The 19161-nt window shown below is 40.2% G+C and carries 20 protein-coding genes; 12 read left to right on the top strand and 8 right to left on the bottom strand.

The genetic code is table 11. The features are described from left to right. Window positions 1-143: 143 nt before the first annotated feature. On the bottom strand, window positions 144-494 hold the full coding sequence (locus AACH28_RS01485) for a 4Fe-4S dicluster domain-containing protein (protein WP_046672889.1): 351 nt from the start codon (window positions 492-494) through the stop codon (window positions 144-146). Between the two features lie 156 nt (window positions 495-650). Between AACH28_RS01485 and AACH28_RS01480 the strand changes: the two genes are divergently transcribed. The 6 genes from AACH28_RS01480 (at window position 651) to AACH28_RS01455 (ending at window position 5379) form a co-directional block, all read left to right on the top strand. Then, window positions 651-1664, top strand: coding sequence for an acyl-CoA reductase (locus AACH28_RS01480; protein ID WP_341832037.1), 1014 nt, complete (start codon window positions 651-653; stop codon window positions 1662-1664). A 55-nt stretch (window positions 1665-1719) separates the two neighbouring features. Continuing rightward, window positions 1720-1923, top strand: a complete 204-nt coding sequence (locus AACH28_RS01475; protein ID WP_070561119.1) for a fructose-6-phosphate aldolase — start codon at window positions 1720-1722, stop codon at window positions 1921-1923. A 5-nt stretch (window positions 1924-1928) separates the two neighbouring features. Continuing rightward, window positions 1929-2609, top strand: coding sequence for a cell division ATP-binding protein FtsE (locus AACH28_RS01470; RefSeq protein WP_070561120.1), 681 nt, complete (start codon window positions 1929-1931; stop codon window positions 2607-2609). A gap of 151 nt (window positions 2610-2760) precedes the next feature. Then, complete coding sequence (locus AACH28_RS01465; RefSeq protein ID WP_112376358.1) at window positions 2761-3312, top strand: nucleotide exchange factor GrpE; 552 nt, start codon at window positions 2761-2763, stop codon at window positions 3310-3312. A gap of 10 nt (window positions 3313-3322) precedes the next feature. Beyond that, complete coding sequence (gene dnaJ / locus AACH28_RS01460) at window positions 3323-4477, top strand: molecular chaperone DnaJ (RefSeq protein ID WP_341832036.1); 1155 nt, start codon at window positions 3323-3325, stop codon at window positions 4475-4477. A gap of 314 nt (window positions 4478-4791) precedes the next feature. Further along, window positions 4792-5379, top strand: coding sequence for an outer membrane beta-barrel protein (locus tag AACH28_RS01455; RefSeq protein WP_341832035.1), 588 nt, complete (start codon window positions 4792-4794; stop codon window positions 5377-5379). Window positions 5380-5445: 66 nt separating this feature from the next. Here AACH28_RS01455 and AACH28_RS01450 read toward each other — a convergent pair whose 3' ends face one another. Next, window positions 5446-6222 carry a C40 family peptidase gene (locus AACH28_RS01450; RefSeq protein ID WP_341832034.1) on the bottom strand — a complete coding sequence of 259 codons (777 nt, stop codon included), beginning with the start codon at window positions 6220-6222 and terminating at the stop codon, window positions 5446-5448. A gap of 73 nt (window positions 6223-6295) precedes the next feature. On the opposite strand from AACH28_RS01450, the gene AACH28_RS01445 reads away from it, so the two are divergent. After that, on the top strand, window positions 6296-6769 hold the full coding sequence (locus tag AACH28_RS01445; RefSeq protein WP_046672897.1) for a universal stress protein: 474 nt from the start codon (window positions 6296-6298) through the stop codon (window positions 6767-6769). Between the two features lie 77 nt (window positions 6770-6846). Here the strand turns inward: AACH28_RS01445 and AACH28_RS01440 are convergent, their stop codons facing one another. Genes AACH28_RS01440 through AACH28_RS01415 form a run of 6 tightly spaced genes read right to left on the bottom strand, consistent with a single transcriptional unit; the run spans window position 6847 to window position 13075 of the window. Beyond that, window positions 6847-8022 (bottom strand): RsmB/NOP family class I SAM-dependent RNA methyltransferase, encoded by a 1176-nt coding sequence (locus AACH28_RS01440; RefSeq protein WP_312747006.1) that lies wholly within the window; start codon window positions 8020-8022, stop codon window positions 6847-6849. Between the two features lie 7 nt (window positions 8023-8029). Continuing rightward, a complete protein-coding gene (locus AACH28_RS01435) occupies window positions 8030-9313 on the bottom strand; it encodes an ABC transporter substrate-binding protein (protein ID WP_341832033.1) in 1284 nt (427 codons plus the stop codon). After that, on the bottom strand, window positions 9270-10820 hold the full coding sequence (guaA, locus tag AACH28_RS01430; protein ID WP_046672899.1) for a glutamine-hydrolyzing GMP synthase: 1551 nt from the start codon (window positions 10818-10820) through the stop codon (window positions 9270-9272). Before guaA ends, AACH28_RS01435 begins: the two co-directional genes overlap by 44 nt. Before the next feature lie 42 nt (window positions 10821-10862). Then, the gene (pyrF, locus tag AACH28_RS01425; protein WP_070561124.1) at window positions 10863-11699 is read right to left on the bottom strand and encodes an orotidine-5'-phosphate decarboxylase; all 837 of its coding nucleotides are present in this window, start codon (window positions 11697-11699) and stop codon (window positions 10863-10865) included. Between the two features lie 23 nt (window positions 11700-11722). Further along, a complete protein-coding gene (locus AACH28_RS01420; protein ID WP_341832032.1) occupies window positions 11723-12316 on the bottom strand; it encodes a TlpA disulfide reductase family protein in 594 nt (197 codons plus the stop codon). A gap of 15 nt (window positions 12317-12331) precedes the next feature. Further along, window positions 12332-13075 carry an RluA family pseudouridine synthase gene (locus AACH28_RS01415; protein WP_046672902.1) on the bottom strand — a complete coding sequence of 248 codons (744 nt, stop codon included), beginning with the start codon at window positions 13073-13075 and terminating at the stop codon, window positions 12332-12334. 83 nt (window positions 13076-13158) lie between these two features. Between AACH28_RS01415 and panB the strand changes: the two genes are divergently transcribed. The 5 genes from panB (at window position 13159) to AACH28_RS01390 (ending at window position 19161) form a co-directional block, all read left to right on the top strand. Beyond that, window positions 13159-13974, top strand: coding sequence for a 3-methyl-2-oxobutanoate hydroxymethyltransferase (gene panB / locus AACH28_RS01410; RefSeq protein WP_341832031.1), 816 nt, complete (start codon window positions 13159-13161; stop codon window positions 13972-13974). Window positions 13975-13983: 9 nt separating this feature from the next. Then, on the top strand, window positions 13984-14586 hold the full coding sequence (locus AACH28_RS01405) for a hypothetical protein (RefSeq protein WP_336835788.1): 603 nt from the start codon (window positions 13984-13986) through the stop codon (window positions 14584-14586). 83 nt (window positions 14587-14669) lie between these two features. Continuing rightward, the gene (locus tag AACH28_RS01400) at window positions 14670-14822 is read left to right on the top strand and encodes a 30S ribosomal protein THX (protein WP_341832030.1); all 153 of its coding nucleotides are present in this window, start codon (window positions 14670-14672) and stop codon (window positions 14820-14822) included. Between the two features lie 187 nt (window positions 14823-15009). After that, window positions 15010-16071: an efflux RND transporter periplasmic adaptor subunit gene (locus AACH28_RS01395; RefSeq protein ID WP_341832029.1), complete on the top strand. Its 1062-nt coding sequence runs from the start codon at window positions 15010-15012 to the stop codon at window positions 16069-16071. A gap of 6 nt (window positions 16072-16077) precedes the next feature. After that, window positions 16078-19161 (top strand): efflux RND transporter permease subunit, encoded by a 3084-nt coding sequence (locus tag AACH28_RS01390; protein WP_341832028.1) that lies wholly within the window; start codon window positions 16078-16080, stop codon window positions 19159-19161.

Here is a 19161-nt window from a genome sequence, read left to right as displayed (position 1 = left end):
TAAAAAAATACTATGCTTTTGCAAATATTATTATTCCAAATAGCCAAGATTCACAACAAAATATCGATTTCGCCAAAATAGAAAGGCACAAAAAAGGCAGGAAAATTTCTTATCCTGCCTTATATTTTAACGGAACACTAAATTTATTCCGCGTGTAACCAAGCTTTTTTCGCTAATAGCTCATCGTTCGATTCACGTACATCTTCGTCATCCACACAACAATCTACAGGGCAAACCGCTGCACATTGAGGCTCATCGTGGAAACCTACACATTCCGTACATTTATCTGAAACAATATAATAGACTTCATTAGAGATCGCTTCTTGAGACTCGTTGGCATCCAGTGTAACACCATCGCCAAAATCAATAACCCCATCCAAAGCCGTCCCATCTGAGAATTTCCAAGTTACACCAGCATCGTATATTGCATTATTTGGGCATTCCGGTTCGCAAGCACCACAGTTAATGCATTCGTCTGTAATTTTAATCGCCATTTATAACCTCACAATTATGATAAATAAACTATTTTTGCATTATCAATATGAAACAAAGTCTGATTGAACAATAAGGCTAGTTGATTCACGTTGATTAATGTTAACAGCACAAATATAATACAAATTTGTGTATTCATCTTTTAAAATTTTAATATTTTGACAAAGCAACAACGAATAAATGCATTTGTAAAATTAGGCGAGCGGCTGCAAGAGCGACCTGATGATTTGATTCAAATCATTCAATTCGCCCAACATAAAAACCCCTGGTATACGCCTCAAAATGTTGAACGTGCCATTCAAGCCATTGCTGCCAATCTGACAATAGAAAAGCTGAATCACTGGTTGGCTCCTTATCCAGATCTAAATTCAACGAAAATTGTAGGATTAATTCTGGCCGGCAATATCCCCTTGGTTGGCTTCCATGATATGCTATCGGTACTGATCAGTGGCTTTAGAGCCAAAATCAAAGTCTCATCGGACGACGCAGGATTGACAAGTTATGTGCTCCGCCTCCTTAAACAAATTGCCCCGTCCTTTACCGATGCCTTTGAAATTGTTGACAAACTAAAAGATTTCGATCTGGTTATAGCAACAGGTTCCAACAATAGCTCGCGTTATTTTGACTATTATTTTGGAACCAAACCACATATTATTCGTCGCAATAGAAATAGTGTTGCCATCATCGGTGGAAAAGAATCTCCTGACCAGCTTGAATCACTGGGACATGACATCTTTGATTATTTTGGGTTAGGCTGTCGCTCTGTATCAAAGTTATTCATTCCAAAAGATTATCCAATAGCAAACTTCTTCGAAGGTATCGCTGCGTTTAACAACGTGACGGAACATTTTAAATATAATAACAATTACGACTACAACAAATCCATCTATCTGATCAACGGTGACAAGCATTTTGATAATGGATTTTTATTGCTAAAGGAGGATGAGCGCACAGCTTCTCCCCTTGCTGTAGTTTATTATGAAACATACGAAACACTGGCTGAAGTTGAAAATAAACTCCAATTAGCGCAAGAAAATATCCAATGTGTTGTATCAGAAATAGCTTTAAATGTGCCCTCGCCAGTATTTCGTTTTGGAGAGAGCCAATGCCCTGCTTTGGATGATTTTGCTGACGGCGTGAATACATTGGATTTTTTATTCGCAAACCAATAAGCTTCCTTTAAATTCATAGTAAATAAATTGCATTAAAAATACTAACTTTGAAATTATGTATATCATTAAAGTAAAAGGTGTCGCCAAAATCCCTGATTATGTTCAATTAAGAGATGATGCCTTCACCTTGCTGGCATATTTTAGAGTCGACCGCCCAGATAAATCACTTGATAAGATTGGATTAGGAGAAAAGGCAGAATATATCATGCAACTGGTTAAAGAAATGCCTTTTGGGCAAATTAAAAAATTAGAATTTTAGCTTCCATGATTGAAAATAAAGTCATTACATTAAAAAACGTTGATATCTTCCAACAAAAACATTTGGTATTGTCCAATGTCAATTTAAACATTGGTAAAGGAGAGTTTATTTATCTTATCGGCCAGTCCGGCAGTGGAAAAAGTAGTTTACTAAAAATCATTTACGGCGATTTATACATCGGCAATGGTGAGGGAATGATTGCGGGCTTTGATCTTAAAAAGCTGCACGAAAATGATGTTCCCTACCTGCGTAGAAAATTGGGTATTGTATTCCAGGACTTCCATCTTTTATCCGATAGAAGCATCGAGAAAAACCTCGAATTTGCACTGAAAGCAACAGGCTGGAAAGATAAGAAAATGATCGATAGCCGGATATTGGATGTATTGGAAAAAGTTGGGCTTCGTTCCAAACTTAAGAAAATGCCACATGAGCTTTCTGGTGGTGAGCAACAACGCATTGTAATTGCCCGCGCATTACTAAATAATCCTGAAATTATTCTGGCAGATGAGCCGACCGGTAACTTAGATCCTGCGACATCAGAAGAAATCGTCTTATTATTGCGTGACATTGCCAATTCGGGAACGGCTATTTTAATGGCAACACACGATTATACCATTATCCGTAATATGCCATCCCGCATCATCAAAACTACTGATGGGGTATTACAGGACAATGTCAGTATCTAGACAGAAAACTGACATATAAAAATAAGATTCCGACAAATTGTTAGGCTTTTTTAATAAAATCTGACAAGCTGTCGGAATTTTATTGTTTGGCAAAAACTTTGACAAACGAAGCATAGAGTAAATTTTTGAATCTAATTTTAGCATTGAAGATATGAATGAGCAAGATAATTATTACGATGAAGGTCAAGATCCAGTAGAAACAAATTCTTCTGAACAACAGGAACAGCCTGCTGATAATATAGCAGAAGAACTGTCTACTGAAGAGAAATTGGCTGCAGAATTGGCAGAGGCAAAGGATAAATACATTCGTCTTTCTGCTGAATTTGACAATTATAGAAAACGTACAAGCAAAGAACGTGTTGAATTGATTCAATCAGCAGGAAAAGATGTCATCAGTAAGCTATTACCTACACTAGATGATTTTGACAGAGCGTTAACAGCCATGGAAACAGCGACAGATGTTGAATCTGTAAAAACAGGAATGGATATTGTTAACAACAAATTCAGACAAACGTTGTCGCAATTGGGGTTAAAGGAAATGGATACCATAGGCCAAGCCTTCGATCCTGAATTACAAGAGGCTATCACAGCAATTCCTGCACCCACAGCAGAATTAAAGAATAAAGTAGTTGACGTGATCGAAAAGGGGTACTACCTAGGTGACAAAGTGATCCGTCACGCAAAGGTAGTTATAGGTCAATAATATTAAGACGATGTCAAAAAGAGATTATTACGATATACTTGGTGTCTCGCGATCAGCGGACGAGAAGGAGATTAAATCAGCATATCGCAAATTAGCGATAAAATACCATCCGGATAAAAATCCTGGTGATCATGAAGCTGAAGAACAGTTTAAGGAAGCTGCTGAGGCATACGATATCTTGAGCAATCCACAAAAACGTCAACGTTATGACCAATTTGGCCATGCCGGTAATTCTGCAAGTGGTGGTTTTGGCGGTGGCGGCGGTATGAATATGGAAGACATATTCAGCCAATTTGGTGATATCTTTGGTGGAGGACATCCGTTTGAAAGTTTCTTTGGCGGTGGCGGTGGCCAACGTGGCGGCCGTCGGGTAGCTCGTGGAAGCAATTTACGCATAAAAGTTAAATTAACACTCGAAGAAATTGCCAAAGGCGTCGAGAAAAAGGTAAAGGTCAACAAACAAGTGGTCTGTCATTCTTGTGACGGATCTGGTGCTAAAGATAAATCTTCGTTCCATACCTGTAAAACCTGTGGCGGATCAGGATCAGTTCGAAGAGTAACAAATACCATCTTAGGACAAATGCAAACAACAAGCACTTGCCCTACGTGTAATGGTGAAGGTGTTGAAATCACAGCAAAATGTACAACTTGTAGAGGTGAAGGACTCGAACGCGGTGAGGAAACAATTGCGATCAATATTCCTGCGGGTGTAAGTGAAGGCATGCAACTTTCCATGAGTGGAAAAGGAAATGCTGCTCCGCGTGGCGGCGTCCCAGGTGATTTAATTATCCTGATCGAAGAAGTACCACACGAAAGTCTAAAACGCGACGGACTAAATGTAATCTATGATCTATACATTAATTTCGTAGATGCGACCTTAGGCACTAGCGTGGAAGTTCCTACAATAGATGGAAAAGCGAAGATCAAAATTGAGCCCGGTTCACAAGGCGGTAAAATTTTACGGTTAAAAGGAAAAGGTATTCCCGAAGTCAACTCTTATCACAAAGGGGACCAACTTGTATACGTTAATATCTGGACACCAAAAGCTGTGTCTAACGAAGAAAAAGAATTATTGAACAAACTGAAAGAATCACCAAACTTTAAACCTCAACCAGGTAAAAGTGAAAAATCATTCTTCGAGCGAATCAAAGAATATTTCGATTAAAATCGGTCTTTCAAATACAAAAAAAAGCCATTTGTCCGCTGTTGACAAATGGCTTTTTTTTATCTTCTTACTTGAAATTGACAATTAAAAACAAAAAGTCAGGCCAATATCATTATCGTTAAATAGAAACGATAAAAATAAAAATACACTAAATTTTAACGCGCTGAACTACTATCAATTACCATAACGGCAAAACATCTAGACAATCTAGTGACAAAAAATTAAAATAAGATTTCGATATTTGACTAACAAATTTAAAAAGTCAGGAAGTATTTACTGGCTTATTAGAACAAACTATTTTAAATAAAAAAGACATGAAAAAAGTTTTACTAACATTGACTGCCATTGCAGGTTTAACAATAGCAGCACAAGCGCAAACTGAACAAGGAAAAATTATGGTTGGTGGTCAACTTGGCTTCGAAACATCGAAAGTGAAAGATACTGATCATAAAAATAATTCATTCTCAATCAACCCAACAGTTGGTTACTTTGTAAGCGACAACTTGGCAATTGGTACTGGAATTGGTTACAACTGGGGAAAAACTGAAACAAGTAAAGATAATAGCGTTAAAAACGATGCTTTTCAGGTATCACCTTTCGCTAGAAAGTATTCTGCAAATGGCCCTGTAAGATTCTTTGCTCAATTGTCAGTTCCAATGGCGTGGGGTACAACCACAACTGAAGTAATTAACGTAGAGACAAAAAATAAATTCGAATCATATGGTGTGGAACTAGCTCCAGGTTTAGCTTACTTCCCGACAAGCAAAATCGGTATCGAACTAAAAGTCAGAGGTTTATATTACAACTACAATAAAGATAAAACGAATGACGTTGCAGTAAATACATTTGGTCTGAACGTTAACTCATTAGCGCCAACTTTAGGTGTACAATTCCACTTCTAGTCAGTACGGAATTTAACAATAGGAAAGGCTATAATTACTTATAGCCTTTTTTTCCTGTCAAAATTGTTACCAATAATACCGTTTAACAATCCGGAGTTTGTGTGTGTAACGGTTCTGTTCAGCATTAAAAATACCCTCCGCATCCATCCGATCGACACGCACTTTCGCTGAAGCGTGGATAATCGTATCGCGATCCAGCATAATCCCTACATGGGTAATCCTTCCTTCGGCGTTATCGAAAAAAGCCAAATCCCCTACCCGTATTTCCGAAACAAAATCCACTGTCTGCCCCATCTCCGCCTGCTGGTAAGCATCGCGAGGTAAGGAAAGGTCAAAGCAACTATAAATCAATTGGGAGAAACCGGAGCAATCAATTCCCCATTGTGAACGTCCACCCCATAAATAAGGAACGTCCTGATAGCTTAAGGCCAATTGCACCACCTCGGTTTCAAATTGCTCTTTGGTAAAGGTATTGATACTACCTTGATACGTTAATGTCAATGGCGATAAATTGACGGTATTCCCTGTATTTAGATAAAGCTTGGTACCATGACAGAGCTGAAATTGTGTTGTATCGGTAAAAAGAACTCCCCCCTCCCGTCCAACGATAGTAGGTTTTCCACTCAGATAATGTTGCCTATCCAAATCGTTTAGTTCCTGAAACTGTCCGTTTTGAATCCAACCCAAATAGTCCGTTTCCAATAGACGTATTGAGGTCCAATCGGCCTGTTCATCAAGGATCTCAAAAAGTTCCCCAAACAATACCTGAGAAACCATTTCACTGCGGTGTGCCTGTTCTGAACGTAACGGAACGAGAGCTAGTGTACAAATACCATATTTCATGTGCTAAACAAAACAAAATCGTCAAAAATGTGATTATATATTATATGACGAAGATAAATTAATTATAGTAGAAATGGACAATACAAACTCAAAATTCAAAAGGATACTCGTCGCTGTCGACGACGAACCATGCTCAGAGAAGGCGATACTATATGCCAAAGAAATGGCCGCAGTATTTGGAGCCTCTATAGCGCTTGTCACTGTTGTTCCCCCTACTTCTCCGGCCAACTTTGGCGCGGATCCACTATTAGGTCAGCAACCTATCATTGTTCCGGAAGTATCGGAAATGGAACAGGATAATGCACAAAAATACCTTGAGAAAATAAGCCGCGAGTTTACAGGTGCAGGCGAAGTATATCTTTTTAATCGAATTGGATCCATTAAAGAAGAAATTCTGGCGGCATCCCATGAGTGGTCCGCCGATCTTATTATTATGGGGACCAATGGACGGACTGGCTTTGATCATTTCATTTCTGGTTCCGTATCCGAGTCAGTCATTCGCAAATCAACTTGCCCTGTGCTCGTTATTCCCAGTAAATGTGACTGATATTAATTGATCCCTAAATATAAAAGGCTATTTTTTCATTGGAAAAAATAGCCTTTTGCTTTTATTGCTTCTGAAAATTACCTTTTAATCAATCGCGCCACAAACATACTATCCGCTTTCTCTTCATAACCTTTCAAATAGTCCATGCGTTCGATTTCAAAACCAAAATTATCCACAATGTAATTGACAACATCTTCATTTTCCGCTTTAAAAATGGAGCAGGTTATATAAATCAAAGGCTTGCCCACTTTAACATGTCCTACTACATTACTTGCAATATTTTTTTGTAGTGCATTGAATTCGCCAATCTTAGCAGCCCGAAACTGTCTAACCATTTCTGGTGTACGCCCCCAAGTCCCCGATCCTGTACAAGGCGCATCCAATAACACTCCATCAAATCTTTCGCTCCCAAGAAGCGCAAAGGTATCCTTGGTAAGATCGAGTATTTTCTTTCGGTAATGCTTTATTCCAGCACGGTCAAAACGTTCATCGAGATTTCGGAGAATACTCATGCGAACATCGGATACCAAAAGATTGACAGTCGGACAAGCGTCCATCAATAAGAGAGATTTGCCACCTGAAGCTGCGCACGCATCCCACCAGGATTCCTTTTCAGCTGGATCCATATAATCCAACGTGCGCTGTGAAGAAAGATCCTGCACTTCTATCATCCCATCCAACACATCAAATCGCTGCAAAGATGTTCCATTATTCAAGGCAATAGTCTGATCGCCAATCATGGAATAAGGAATCTGATTGTTATCCAAAATAGCGCACACGACTTTTGTCTTGCCGCGTTTCACCCGAATATATAAATAAGGCTGTATCAACTGGCTCTCTAAAAATTGTACCATGTCGATCTCATCAGAAATATGATCCGTAAATGGAAAGAGGTCATTCAGGTTAAAAACGCCTTCTGATTCCAGAAATGCAATTTTGTCCTTCAGTGGTTGCTGGATCTTATCGCTGTACGAAGGCTCAAAAAGAGCCACCAAGGGGCTTTCGTGTTCACACAGGAATTCCGCAAGCACCAATCTACGCTGTTGTGACAGCTGCGAAGCTGCCGTTCCCAGACGAAAATAATTATAACATAAACGGGAAGTAGCCTTGCGATCGGATGATCCCATTTGCTTATTCAGCTTAAAAAAAGTAGTCAAATAACGCGAAAAGGGTTGATCCGCTTCAAAACCATCCATTGCCCGCTCAAAATTACGTATTTGCTGATGAACACGTCTTTCACTGAATTCAGCCATTCAAAGATTATTTTCTTTCAAATTTTTTGTTGTGATAAACCATCATACCCAAAGCTCTATTGGCATAGCCCCATTTTGGATAAAATTCAAATTTGTAATCGCTATTCAATCCCGAAAACTTATCCTGCGTCATTCGGCTAACATAATCTACGCCATATTTGTGGATCAATCGACCGAAATACAACGCCGCGTCATAACCTTTATAAGAAAATTCAGACGGGTCCACTTTATAAGCCGATTTATAATTTCCAATAAATTTACGGGTATCACTATCACTCTCATTCACCAAGTTGGAAGAAGTAATAGTAAGTCCATAAAAATCCATATTTTCGAAATTCTCATACGAAAGCTTAGCCATGTTTGGATGTCCATACAACTTAAATTGATTACCTGGATTCAAAAAGCGTTCGTCCATCTTATCCAATAAAGCTTTAACAAGATTCTTATTGGCTGTACCACTTACAATATGATTTGAACCGGTCAAGACAAGACTATTATCCAGTTCAGCAAGATTATAAACCGTTTTCACTTTTGCCTGTGCATTGGCTTTTGAAATTTCGCTAACAAAATTAACTAGAAACTGTTTGCTTTCATCGTCACCGGCATCGTATACTAATATTTGATCACCCGTATAGTATTGATCAGCAACATATTTCGCCAATGTCTCGGAATGTGTTCGAATAGAAGGTGTTATGGAAACCAAATTAGGTAAGCTAAATTCAGAAGCCATAGTGGCCGCCAAGGGAGAAACTTGCAGCACATTCTTATTTGCAAATGTTTGCCCAAAGCTTTTTATCTCACGTGGATACACCGGGCCCACCACAAGTACGGCATCCTTCACATTGACCGCTGTCCCCAAGGTCGCATTATAGGCAACATTGTCTCGAGAATCAATTACTTGTAAATCAAATAAAGCGCCCTCTTGGGCAATTTTGTCAAGGCCCAACTGAAACCCCTGATAAAAATCAAGTGCCAGGGAAGAACGCTCCACATCTTCTTTTGTAATTGTACCGGCAATACCACTTAACTCAAATGGCAATAGTAGTGCTATTCGATTATTCTTCACGGCGTGCCCATTGACATTTTGCACATCGCCCACTTTGGCAATCGTCGTCTCTTTGTCAACGGCCGGTTTAGTCACAGCAGTTTGCTGTTCGCCTTGACCAGAGGAAGGCGAACGCAATACTGTGCTTTTTTTGGTTGTACAGCTTGCAAGGCATAATGCTACAAGTGCCGCAACCCATATTTTATTCCCACTCAATTGTAGCGGGCGGTTTTGAACTGATATCATATACAACTCTGTTTATTCCTTTCACATGGTTGATAATTTCATTTGAAATTTTTGCCAACAGGTCATATGGTAAATGTATCCAATCCGCAGTCATTCCATCAAGAGAACCAACTGCACGTAAGCTAACAACATGCTCGTAAGTACGCTCGTCACCCATCACGCCTACAGAACGCACTGGCAAGAAAATTGTACCAGCTTGCCATACTTTATCGTACCAGCCAGCTTCCTTCAGATTATTGATAAAGATCGCATCAGCCTCTTGTACAATACGTACACGCTCAGGCGTAATATCACCTAAAATACGAATTGCCAAACCTGGTCCAGGGAAGGGATGTCTGCCTAAAATTGCCTGATCCACTTCTAAAGCTTTTCCTACTCTTCTTACTTCATCTTTAAACAACGTTTTAAGTGGTTCTACGACTTTCAATTTCATAAAATCAGGTAAACCACCAACGTTATGGTGTGATTTGATTGTTGCTGAAGGTCCTTTCACTGAAACCGACTCGATAATATCTGGGTAAATTGTGCCTTGTCCCAACCATTTCGCTTCAATTCCCTCAGGTAATTCCTTTTGGATTTCTTTTGCAGCTTCATCAAAAACATCAATAAATGAATTACCAATGATTTTGCGTTTCTCTTCTGGTTCAGAGATTCCAGCTAATCTACCATAAAATAAATCCTTGGCATTTATTCCTTTAATATTTAACCCCATATTTTTGTAAGAATCCAATACCTGCTCGTATTCATCTTTACGAAGCAGACCATGATCTACGAAAATACAATGTAAATTTTTTCCAATTGCTTGGTGCAACAATACCGCTGCTACTGTAGAATCTACGCCCCCTGACAAAGCCATGATAACGTGATCGTCACCCAATTGTTCTTTCAAAGCGGATACTGTTGTTTCAACAAATGCGTCTGGTGTCCAATCCTGTGCACAACCACAAATGTTTACAACGAAGTTTTTTAATAAGATAGCACCATCTGTACTGTGTGTTACTTCCGGATGGAATTGTATACCATAGGTACGGGTGCCTTTTACTTGATAAGCTGCAACGCGCACTTTATCCGTACTTGCAATAATATCAAAATTTGCAGGGACTTCTTTGATGGTGTCTCCATGTGACATCCATACCTGCGATTGAATGGGTACTCCTGCCAATAATTCATTCTCGCTATTGACAAACTGCAGATTTGCACGACCATATTCACGAATTTCAGATGGCAACACTTCACCTCCTGATTTTTGAGCAATGTATTGCGCTCCGTAACAAACTCCTAAAAGTGGGAAACGATCCTGAATAGCAACAAAATCAATTTGCGGTGCATCTTCTTGTCTAACAGAATAAGGACTTCCCGAAAAGATAACACCTTTTACGGTATCGTCAAAATCTGGCAATTTATTGAACGGGTGTATCTCACAATACACATTTAGTTCTCTGACACGTCTAGCGATTAACTGTGTGTATTGAGACCCGAAGTCTAGAATTATAATTTTTTCTGGCATGCTGCAAAGGTAAGTATTACGAATGAATTATTAAATGTCAAATCAGGAAATAATGCCTGCTTTTAATAGTTCTACTTCCATTTCTTTCTGTAGAATCAGCGCTTCCTCCCGTGCCCTTTCAGCGAAATCACGTCCGTTTGAGGCATAGATAATTCCCCTTGTGCTGTTTACTAAAAGCCCGCAATCTTTGTTCATACCAAATTTACAAACATCTTCAAGCGAGCCGCCTTGTGCCCCCACTCCTGGAACCAATAAAAAATGATCTGGTGCATGTTCTCTAATTTTAATAAAGCCCTCCCCACGTGTTGCTCCGACCACATACATCAAATTGTCAGGTGTACCCCAAGTATTGACTTTATCGATCACCTGTTCGAACAATTGCAATCCTTCTTTGTTTTCAAAATTTTGAAAGTCCAGGCTACCTTCATTCGATGTCAACGCAAGTACGATTGCCCATTTATCGTTAAAATCCAAAAATGGTGTCACCGAGTCCTTCCCCATATAAGGTGCGATAGTAATACTATCAAATCCAAGTCCAGACGTCTTTTCATCAAAAAATGCCATCGCATAACGTCCCGACGTATTACCGATATCGCCCCTTTTTGCGTCAGCAATACTGAAACAATCCTTTGGCAACGCTGCCCAGGTTCTTTGAAGCGACTGCCAGCCTTTAATACCATAACATTCATAAAACGCAATATTAGGCTTATAGGCAACACATAAATCAGCTGTTGCATCTATGATGGCCTTATTGAAGCTATAGATCGGATCCTCATCATCTAAAAGATGCTCCGGGATTTTGGTGAGGTCTGTATCGAGTCCGACACATAGAAATGAGCGTTTCGCTTTTATTTGATGAATAAGTTCTGCTCTTGTCATACTATATTTAGAGATCTTAAAAATTATTTATTGATTAAATCTTGCATAAATTTGCCTACATCCGGACTTGAATAATCCGCCATACCTTCATGCCGTGTCGCGATCTTACCCGCTTTGTCCAATATTACCGTTGATGGAATCGGCCCCGAGAGCCATTCTTTTGGAATATCGCTATTTGGAAAACTAATTGGCAGGGTCAACTGCTGTTCTTTCATGAAAGCCTCAGCCTTAGCCCTGTCGCCTTCAATCTCCACAATTAAAAACACCATATTTGGGTCATCTTTATACCGCTCATAGAGTACATTGATCGAAGGCATTTCGGCACGACAGGGAGCACACCAGGTTGCCCAAAAATTAATAAAGACCACTTTTCCCTTCAGATCCGCCACCTTGATTGTTTCTTCCCGCGAATTGACAAAGGAGACATGATTGAATGAAGTCTCTGGAGCCCGCCTGTCGGATTCTTTAGTAGCTGAAACAAGCTCCAGTTTAGGGTTGAAAAAACCCAGTTTCATTAAAAATTGCTGAAAATAACTTCTACTTGTTGGCCAGATCAACAAACCGATGAGCAGTACAAATACAACGTTTCCGATGATGTTTCTTGTCTTTGGACTCATTAGGCAATCCCGGTATTAAGCATCGAACTTATCCAACAGCTTCAATAAGGTCGCAAAATCCTTTGGATAAGGTGCCTCAAAAGCCATCTTAACTCCATTCAACTCAAATTCAACCTGTTTTGAATGGAGCGCAAAACGTTTCATAATAGGCTGCTCCTCTTCATCTTTGGACAATGTATATCCCCTTTTCTTAATTTGGGACAAATACACAGGTTTACCGCGATACATATCATCCCCCACGATAGCGGCATGTTGTGTCGCGAGGTGAATACGGATTTGGTGCATACGTCCTGTAATAGGTTTACATTCCACCAAAGTATAATTCTTATAGTATTTGATCGAATTGAAGATGGTCTCGGCCGGTTTACCGTTTGCACGGTCAATAGATACGTTTTTATTGCCCTGGTTCAAGATGGGTAAATCGACAAGCAAGTCCTGAAAAGTATGTGTACCTCCTATGACCGCATGATAAATCTTATTCACTTTTCTTTTTTCAAATGCAATGGAGATTGTACGGTATGTTTCTGGATTTTTTGCAATTAGTAAAATACCCGAGGTCTCTTTATCCAGGCGGTGGCACACCTGTGCATCAGGATGATATTTCTTCGCCAAACGAAGAATATTGACCTCCCCTCCCTCACGTTCATCTAACGAAGCGACAAACGGCGGTTTATTGATAACGATCAAATTTTCATCCTCATGGATGATTAATTCTGAAAATTTGGGGAATTTAAATAGACGAGTCTCATTTTGTATCATTCTGCAAAAATACAAAACACAAGGCAGAATATTGGTCAATGTATGATAAAAAGCTTACTTTTGAACACACAATATAAGTTAAGATGTCTGTAAACAAAGAAATGAAACGAGTAAGCACAGCAATGCTGCAAGCCATGAAAGAACGTCAGGAAAAGATTTCTATGCTTACAAGCTATGATTACTCCATGGCCAAAATGGTCGATCAAGCCGGTGTTGACGTTATTTTAATTGGAGATTCTGCTGCTAACGTATTCGCTGGCTACGAAACTACCTTGCCTATCACCCTAGATAATATGATCTACCATGCCGCTGCCGTTGCTAGAGGTACCGAACGTGCCATGGTATTAGCAGATTTGCCATTTGGATCTTATCAGGGCTCCGCCAATGAAGCTTACAATGCCGCTGTACGCATGATGAAAGAATCAGGTGCGCACGCATTGAAACTAGAAGGAGGTCTTGAAATCATCGAAAACATCAAAAAAATCGTTGCCGGAGGCATCCCTGTATGTGGACACCTGGGCTTGACTCCCCAATCCATCAATAAATTTGGAAATTTTGGTGTGCGGGCAAAAGAAGAACAAGAAGCCGCTAAACTTATCGAAGATACACTCGCTTTGCAGGAGGCGGGCTGTTTTGCAATTGTTCTGGAAAAGATACCAGCAAAATTAGCTAAAACAGTAACCGAAAAATTGGTGATTCCAACTGTTGGTATTGGGGCCGGGCCGGATTGCGATGGACAAGTCCTTGTGATTAACGATATGCTTGGAATGAATGCTGATTTCAAACCAAAATTTATGCGTCATTTCGCTAATTTGCACGAACAAATCACAACAGCAGTAGCAAATTATGTGGCCGAAGTAAAAGCGGTACAATACCCGAACGAAGACGAACAATACTAGAAGAAAAATATGCGGTTTTTGATCATTGGGCTTATTGTTCTTATTGCTTATCTGATGATACGCAAAAAATTCAATCTATTTGGGTTTACCGAGGATATGTCCAGAAATTTAAAATCAGGTTTTCAGTTGATTGAAGCTTCAACGCCAGTCATCCAGGCAAATCTAAAGAAGAGCGTTTCCAATGCTGTTATGGGGGTTATCCTCATTTTGATCACCGTTTTGCTGTTCATGAAGATAAAAATTGTCCTGTTCTTGCTTCCGATTGCCTTTTTCTTGTTGGGCTATCTCTTTCTGTTCAACAACCACTTTAGTAAGCTCAAAAGCCAACAAATCTGGTACAATGCGAAAACCAATGCGGTTTTTATTGAACAGCTAAAAGGAGAAAATTATGCTTTTAACATTTTTAAGGACATAGAAGCCGTTCAGAAAATAGAATCAATTCAAACGACCAAAGGTTTATTATACGGCTACTACCGTATCAAGTTAAAGAACAAAATATTGGAAATCCCCTATTTAGTCGCCGAAAACAGGCCCATCAATAATTTATTTTTCGACACGATTAACCAAAACTTCAATGTAGCTATTCAAAAACGTATTTTTCCAATTATTTAATAATGAACAGGTTGAACATCCGAAAAGAAAGTGTTATATTTAGGTAATCAATATAATTTGTTAAAACCAAAATATTTTACGCTATGGGAAAAGGTGATATCAAAACCAGAAGAGGAAAAATATCAAATGGCTCTTTTGGAAAAAGAAGACCACATCTATCGAAATCAGACATTAAGCCAAAAGTAAAAAATGAGACTTCAACAGAAGTGGCACAAAAAACAAAATCAAAAAAATAGTTAACAATAAAGCTAGAAACTTATTTCTGGCTTTTTTTATTTCCAATCGTTCCCGCTACGTCCATTTCGATGTTCATTTGCAAAGTTTTGGTCGTATTGTAAAATCCTTTTGACAACTGATATTGGCATAATAATAAACCTATATTTACCCGTTAAATGTAAAAAGTACATAAGAGACTATATCCGTATGAATAAAAAATCGATCATTTACCTCCTTTTGGCTTGTGCTGTGTTCGGAGGTGGATACTTTCTGATAAATGCTAAAAAAGACAAAAAAGAAGCTGATAAGCCCAATGGGAAAAAAGATATGCCAGTCCCCGCACAGGCTATCATTGCCAAATCTTCCGTCGCCGATAGATCCATTAATCTCTCGGGAAGCATTGACGCAGAAGAGCAGGTTGAAATCAGAAGTGAAGTAAGTGGTCGAATCACCAAAATCTATTTCTCCGAAGGGCAGCGCATCAAACAGGGCGAACCCTTGATCAAGATTGATGATATTGAACTTCAGGCGCAATTAAGACAAGCACAAACAACAAACCAGCTGAATGCCGAAAATGAACGTCGAGCCAAACTGCTATTGCAAAAAGGAGCAATCAGTCAGGAAGAGTTTGATATAGCCAGTGCAGCCTTAAAAACCTCCTTAGCACAGATCCAGTTGATTCAGGCACAAATATCTAAAACAACCATCCGCGCCCCTTTTAGTGGCATGATTGGACTTCGGAATATTTCCGTAGGTGCCATTGTCTCATCCAGTACCCTGATTACGAACTTAGTGAAGGACAATCTTGTCAAAATTACTTTTGCAGTTCCTGAAAAATACAGCAATATTGTTAAAATAAACATGCCCATTGAGTTCAGCGTAGCCAACGACCCAACCGTCATAAAAGCAAACATTTACGCCGTTGAACCGCAAGTATCACTTAACACCAGAACACTCACCGTCCGCGCCAGAGCAACGAACGATCAGGGCAAATTGAAAGTCGGATCCTTTGTCAATGTGATTGTGCCGATTGAAGTGGAAAACGATGCGATATCCATTCCAACAGAAGCCATTGTTCCCGTACAGGACGGGAAAAAGGTCTTTGTATTACAGCATGGCCTTGCCAAGGAAGTGAAGGTTGAAACAGGTGCGCGTACCGACAAAGACATCGTCATTCTATCTGGCATCAGTGCCGGTGACACCGTTTTAACCACGGGCGTTCTGTCTTTAAAAGATGGAGCAAAAGTTAAGGTATCATTAGCTAACTAGTTGTACATGAATTTATCTGCAGTTTTTATTAAACGCCCTGTTTTAACTATTGTCGTCAATATTACCATCATATTGTTTGGCTATATTGGTTTTAGTTTTCTTGGCGTACGCGAATACCCCTCTATTGACCCAGCGATTGTTTCCGTCAGAACAAATTATGCCGGCGCCAATCCAGATATCATTGAATCTCAGATTACCGAGCCGCTAGAAAAGGCCATAAACTCGATCGATGGTATCCGCAACATCTCTTCTTCGAGCAATCAGGGATCCAGTAATATCACCATTGAGTTTGATTTAAAAAAGAACCTTGAGGAAGCCGCAAATGATGTCCGGGATAAAGTATCCCAAGCCGTGCGAAGCCTGCCACAGGATATTGATGCCCCGCCGGTGGTATCCAAAGCCGATGCGGACTCCGATCCGATTATTACATTGACACTGCAAAGTGAGACGCGCGATAAACTTTCGCTGAGCGACTACGCCGAAAATGTGATTTCCGAAAGGTTGCAAACCATCCCCGGTGTCAGCAGCACACAGATCTATGGTCAAAAACGCTATGCCATGCGTCTGTGGCTCAACCCCGACCGTATGGCCGCCTATGGTATCACCGCTTCGGATATTCGTACGGCATTGAATAATCAAAACGTTGAATTGCCTTCTGGAAAGATTGTCGGCAACACCACTGAGCTTACCGTAAAAACAGTAGGAAATCTTTCCACACCCGAGCAATTCAATGATATCATTCTAAAAGCCGACAGCAGCCGCATTGTTAAATTCATCGACATTGGCCGGGCAGAAATAGATGCTGAAAATCTCGAAACAAAAATGGTCAGTAATGGTAAACAGCTGGTCGGTATTGCCATTATTCCGCAACCGGGAACAAATTACCTCGATATTGCCAACAATTTCTATAAAATGCTCGATCAGATCAAAGAAGATCTGCCGCAGGATATTATACTCAACATCGCTTCTGATAATACGACATTCATTAAAAAATCTGTTGAGGAAGTTGCCGAGACACTCCTGATTTCGATCATTCTGGTCACCTTGATTATCTATTTTTTCTTCCGCGACTGGGGCATAGCCCTACGACCTCTTCTGGATATTCCCGTGTCTTTGATCGCGACATTCTTTATTATGTATATTTTTGGTTTTTCCATCAATGTACTGACGCTGCTCGCTATTGTACTCGCGACAGGGCTTGTTGTCGACGACGGTATCGTGGTTACCGAAAATATCTTCAAGAAAGTTGAAGAGGGAATGTCGCCTATTGAGGCGGCCCTGAAAGGGTCTAAGGAAATATTCTTCGCTGTTATTTCCATTTCAATCACACTTGCAGCCGTATTCTTACCCGTTATATTTCTTCAGGGCTTTGTGGGACGGCTTTTCCGGGAGTTTGGTGTCGTCATCGCCTCGGCCGTATTGGTTTCCGCATTTGTTTCCCTCACCCTCACGCCGATGCTCAACGCCTATCTGATCAAAGGCGGTGGACACAAGAAGACGAAATTTTACGATTGGACAGAACCCATGTTCGTCAAAATGAATAAAGGTTATGCCAATGCGCTGGAAAAATTCATGAAATTCAAATGGATAAGCTTTCCAATTCTGATCCTATGTTTTGTGATTATTGGCATCCTTTTCTCCTCCATTAAAAAAGAAACGGCGCCCTATGATGACAGAAGCAGCATTTCTGTCAATGTGACGGGCCCTGAAGGTGCCACTTATGAATACATGGACCGATACATGCAGGAATTGGACAAATTGGTCTACGATTCCATTCCTGAGAACAAAATCAGTTTAAACATTACTTCTCCGGGTTTCGGCGCAAGCTCAGTCAACTCCGGACGTATACGGATGACACTGGTAGATCCCAGTGAACGTAAAAAGTCTCAGGATGATATTGCAAAAGAACTGACCAAATGGACAAAAAAATACGATGGTGTCCGCGTCAATGTTTCGCAAACACCAACGATATCCATGAATCGCAGAGGTGGATTACCTGTTCAGTACATTATCCAGGCACAAAATTTTGAAAAACTTCAGGAAAAGATACCCGAATTTATGAATGAGGTCAATAGCGATCCGGCATTCTCCACAACGGACATCAACTTGAAGTTCAACAAACCCGAACTGCATGTCGAAATTGATCGTCTGAAAGCCCTCAGTCTGGGCGTCTCCGTACTTGACGTTTCGCAGTCCCTCCAATTATTACTAAGCGGCCAGCGTTTCGCTTATTTTATGCGTGATGGAAAACAATATCAGGTCATAGGCCAGGTTGAAAACGACCGTAGAGCCACACCTACGGACCTTGCGTCAATTTACGTGCGTAATAACCTCGGACAGCTTATCCAGTTAGACAACGTTGTAAGCGTCAAGGAAGAAAGCAGCCCTCCTCAACTCTACCACAATAACCGTTACATGTCGGCTACAGTTTCAGCCGGTTTGGCGCCAGGCATGAGTATGAGCGACGGAATCGCAGCAATGGATCGCATAAAAGAAAAGGTACTCGATCAAAGTTTCACCACCGACCTCAGCGGCGAATCACGTGACTTCGTTGAAAGTAGTTCCAATACACTATTTGCCTTTGGGCTTGCTTTGTTGCTTATCTACCTGATCTTAGCAGCTCAATTTGAAAGCTTCCTCGACCCATTTATCATTATCCTTACGGTCCCCACGGCCGTTGCCGGAGCACTGATAAGTCTATGGTTATTTGATCAAACCTGGAATATATTCAGCCAAATTGGAACCATTATGCTTATCGGTCTCGTGACCAAAAACGGTATCTTGATTGTTGAGTTTGCCAACCAGATGCGCGAAGAGGGAATGGAAAAATTTGAGGCCATTATGCACTCTGCCGAATCACGCCTCAGACCGATCTTAATGACAAGTCTAGCCATTGCCTTGGGTGCATTACCGATTGCCATGTCACTTGGAGCTGCTTCAACGAGTAGAATTGGTATGGGGGTTGTTATCGTTGGTGGTACAATATTCTCCCTTATCCTAACCTTGTTCATTATCCCGGCAATCTATTACATGTGGTCAAGACAAAAAAAGCATAGACCTGAATTTGATAACATTAAAAGCTACGAATAA

This window comes from Sphingobacterium thalpophilum, from assembly GCF_038396785.1.
Taxonomy (GTDB): domain Bacteria; phylum Bacteroidota; class Bacteroidia; order Sphingobacteriales; family Sphingobacteriaceae; genus Sphingobacterium; species Sphingobacterium thalpophilum_A.
Note: the sequence above shows the minus strand (reverse complement) of the source record. Positions and strands in the feature narration are given on the sequence as shown.

Bases quoted from the DNA above. Each gene is read 5' to 3' on its own strand.
- AACH28_RS01485 (WP_046672889.1), bottom strand. From the start codon at position 494: ATGGCGATTAAAATTACAGACGAATGCATTAACTGTGGTGCTTGCGAA.
- AACH28_RS01475 (WP_070561119.1), top strand. From the start codon at position 1,720: ATGTATATCATTAAAGTAAAAGGTGTCGCCAAAATCCCTGATTATGTT.
- AACH28_RS01470 (WP_070561120.1), top strand. From the start codon at position 1,929: ATGATTGAAAATAAAGTCATTACATTAAAAAACGTTGATATCTTCCAA.
- AACH28_RS01465 (WP_112376358.1), top strand. From the start codon at position 2,761: ATGAATGAGCAAGATAATTATTACGATGAAGGTCAAGATCCAGTAGAA.
- dnaJ (WP_341832036.1), top strand. From the start codon at position 3,323: ATGTCAAAAAGAGATTATTACGATATACTTGGTGTCTCGCGATCAGCG.
- AACH28_RS01455 (WP_341832035.1), top strand. From the start codon at position 4,792: ATGAAAAAAGTTTTACTAACATTGACTGCCATTGCAGGTTTAACAATA.
- AACH28_RS01450 (WP_341832034.1), bottom strand. From the start codon at position 6,222: ATGAAATATGGTATTTGTACACTAGCTCTCGTTCCGTTACGTTCAGAA.
- AACH28_RS01445 (WP_046672897.1), top strand. From the start codon at position 6,296: ATGGACAATACAAACTCAAAATTCAAAAGGATACTCGTCGCTGTCGAC.
- AACH28_RS01440 (WP_312747006.1), bottom strand. From the start codon at position 8,022: ATGGCTGAATTCAGTGAAAGACGTGTTCATCAGCAAATACGTAATTTT.
- AACH28_RS01435 (WP_341832033.1), bottom strand. From the start codon at position 9,313: ATGATATCAGTTCAAAACCGCCCGCTACAATTGAGTGGGAATAAAATA.
- guaA (WP_046672899.1), bottom strand. From the start codon at position 10,820: ATGCCAGAAAAAATTATAATTCTAGACTTCGGGTCTCAATACACACAG.
- pyrF (WP_070561124.1), bottom strand. From the start codon at position 11,699: ATGACAAGAGCAGAACTTATTCATCAAATAAAAGCGAAACGCTCATTT.
- AACH28_RS01420 (WP_341832032.1), bottom strand. From the start codon at position 12,316: ATGAGTCCAAAGACAAGAAACATCATCGGAAACGTTGTATTTGTACTG.
- AACH28_RS01415 (WP_046672902.1), bottom strand. From the start codon at position 13,075: ATGATACAAAATGAGACTCGTCTATTTAAATTCCCCAAATTTTCAGAA.
- panB (WP_341832031.1), top strand. From the start codon at position 13,159: ATGTCTGTAAACAAAGAAATGAAACGAGTAAGCACAGCAATGCTGCAA.
- AACH28_RS01405 (WP_336835788.1), top strand. From the start codon at position 13,984: ATGCGGTTTTTGATCATTGGGCTTATTGTTCTTATTGCTTATCTGATG.
- AACH28_RS01400 (WP_341832030.1), top strand. From the start codon at position 14,670: ATGGGAAAAGGTGATATCAAAACCAGAAGAGGAAAAATATCAAATGGC.
- AACH28_RS01395 (WP_341832029.1), top strand. From the start codon at position 15,010: ATGAATAAAAAATCGATCATTTACCTCCTTTTGGCTTGTGCTGTGTTC.
- AACH28_RS01390 (WP_341832028.1), top strand. From the start codon at position 16,078: ATGAATTTATCTGCAGTTTTTATTAAACGCCCTGTTTTAACTATTGTC.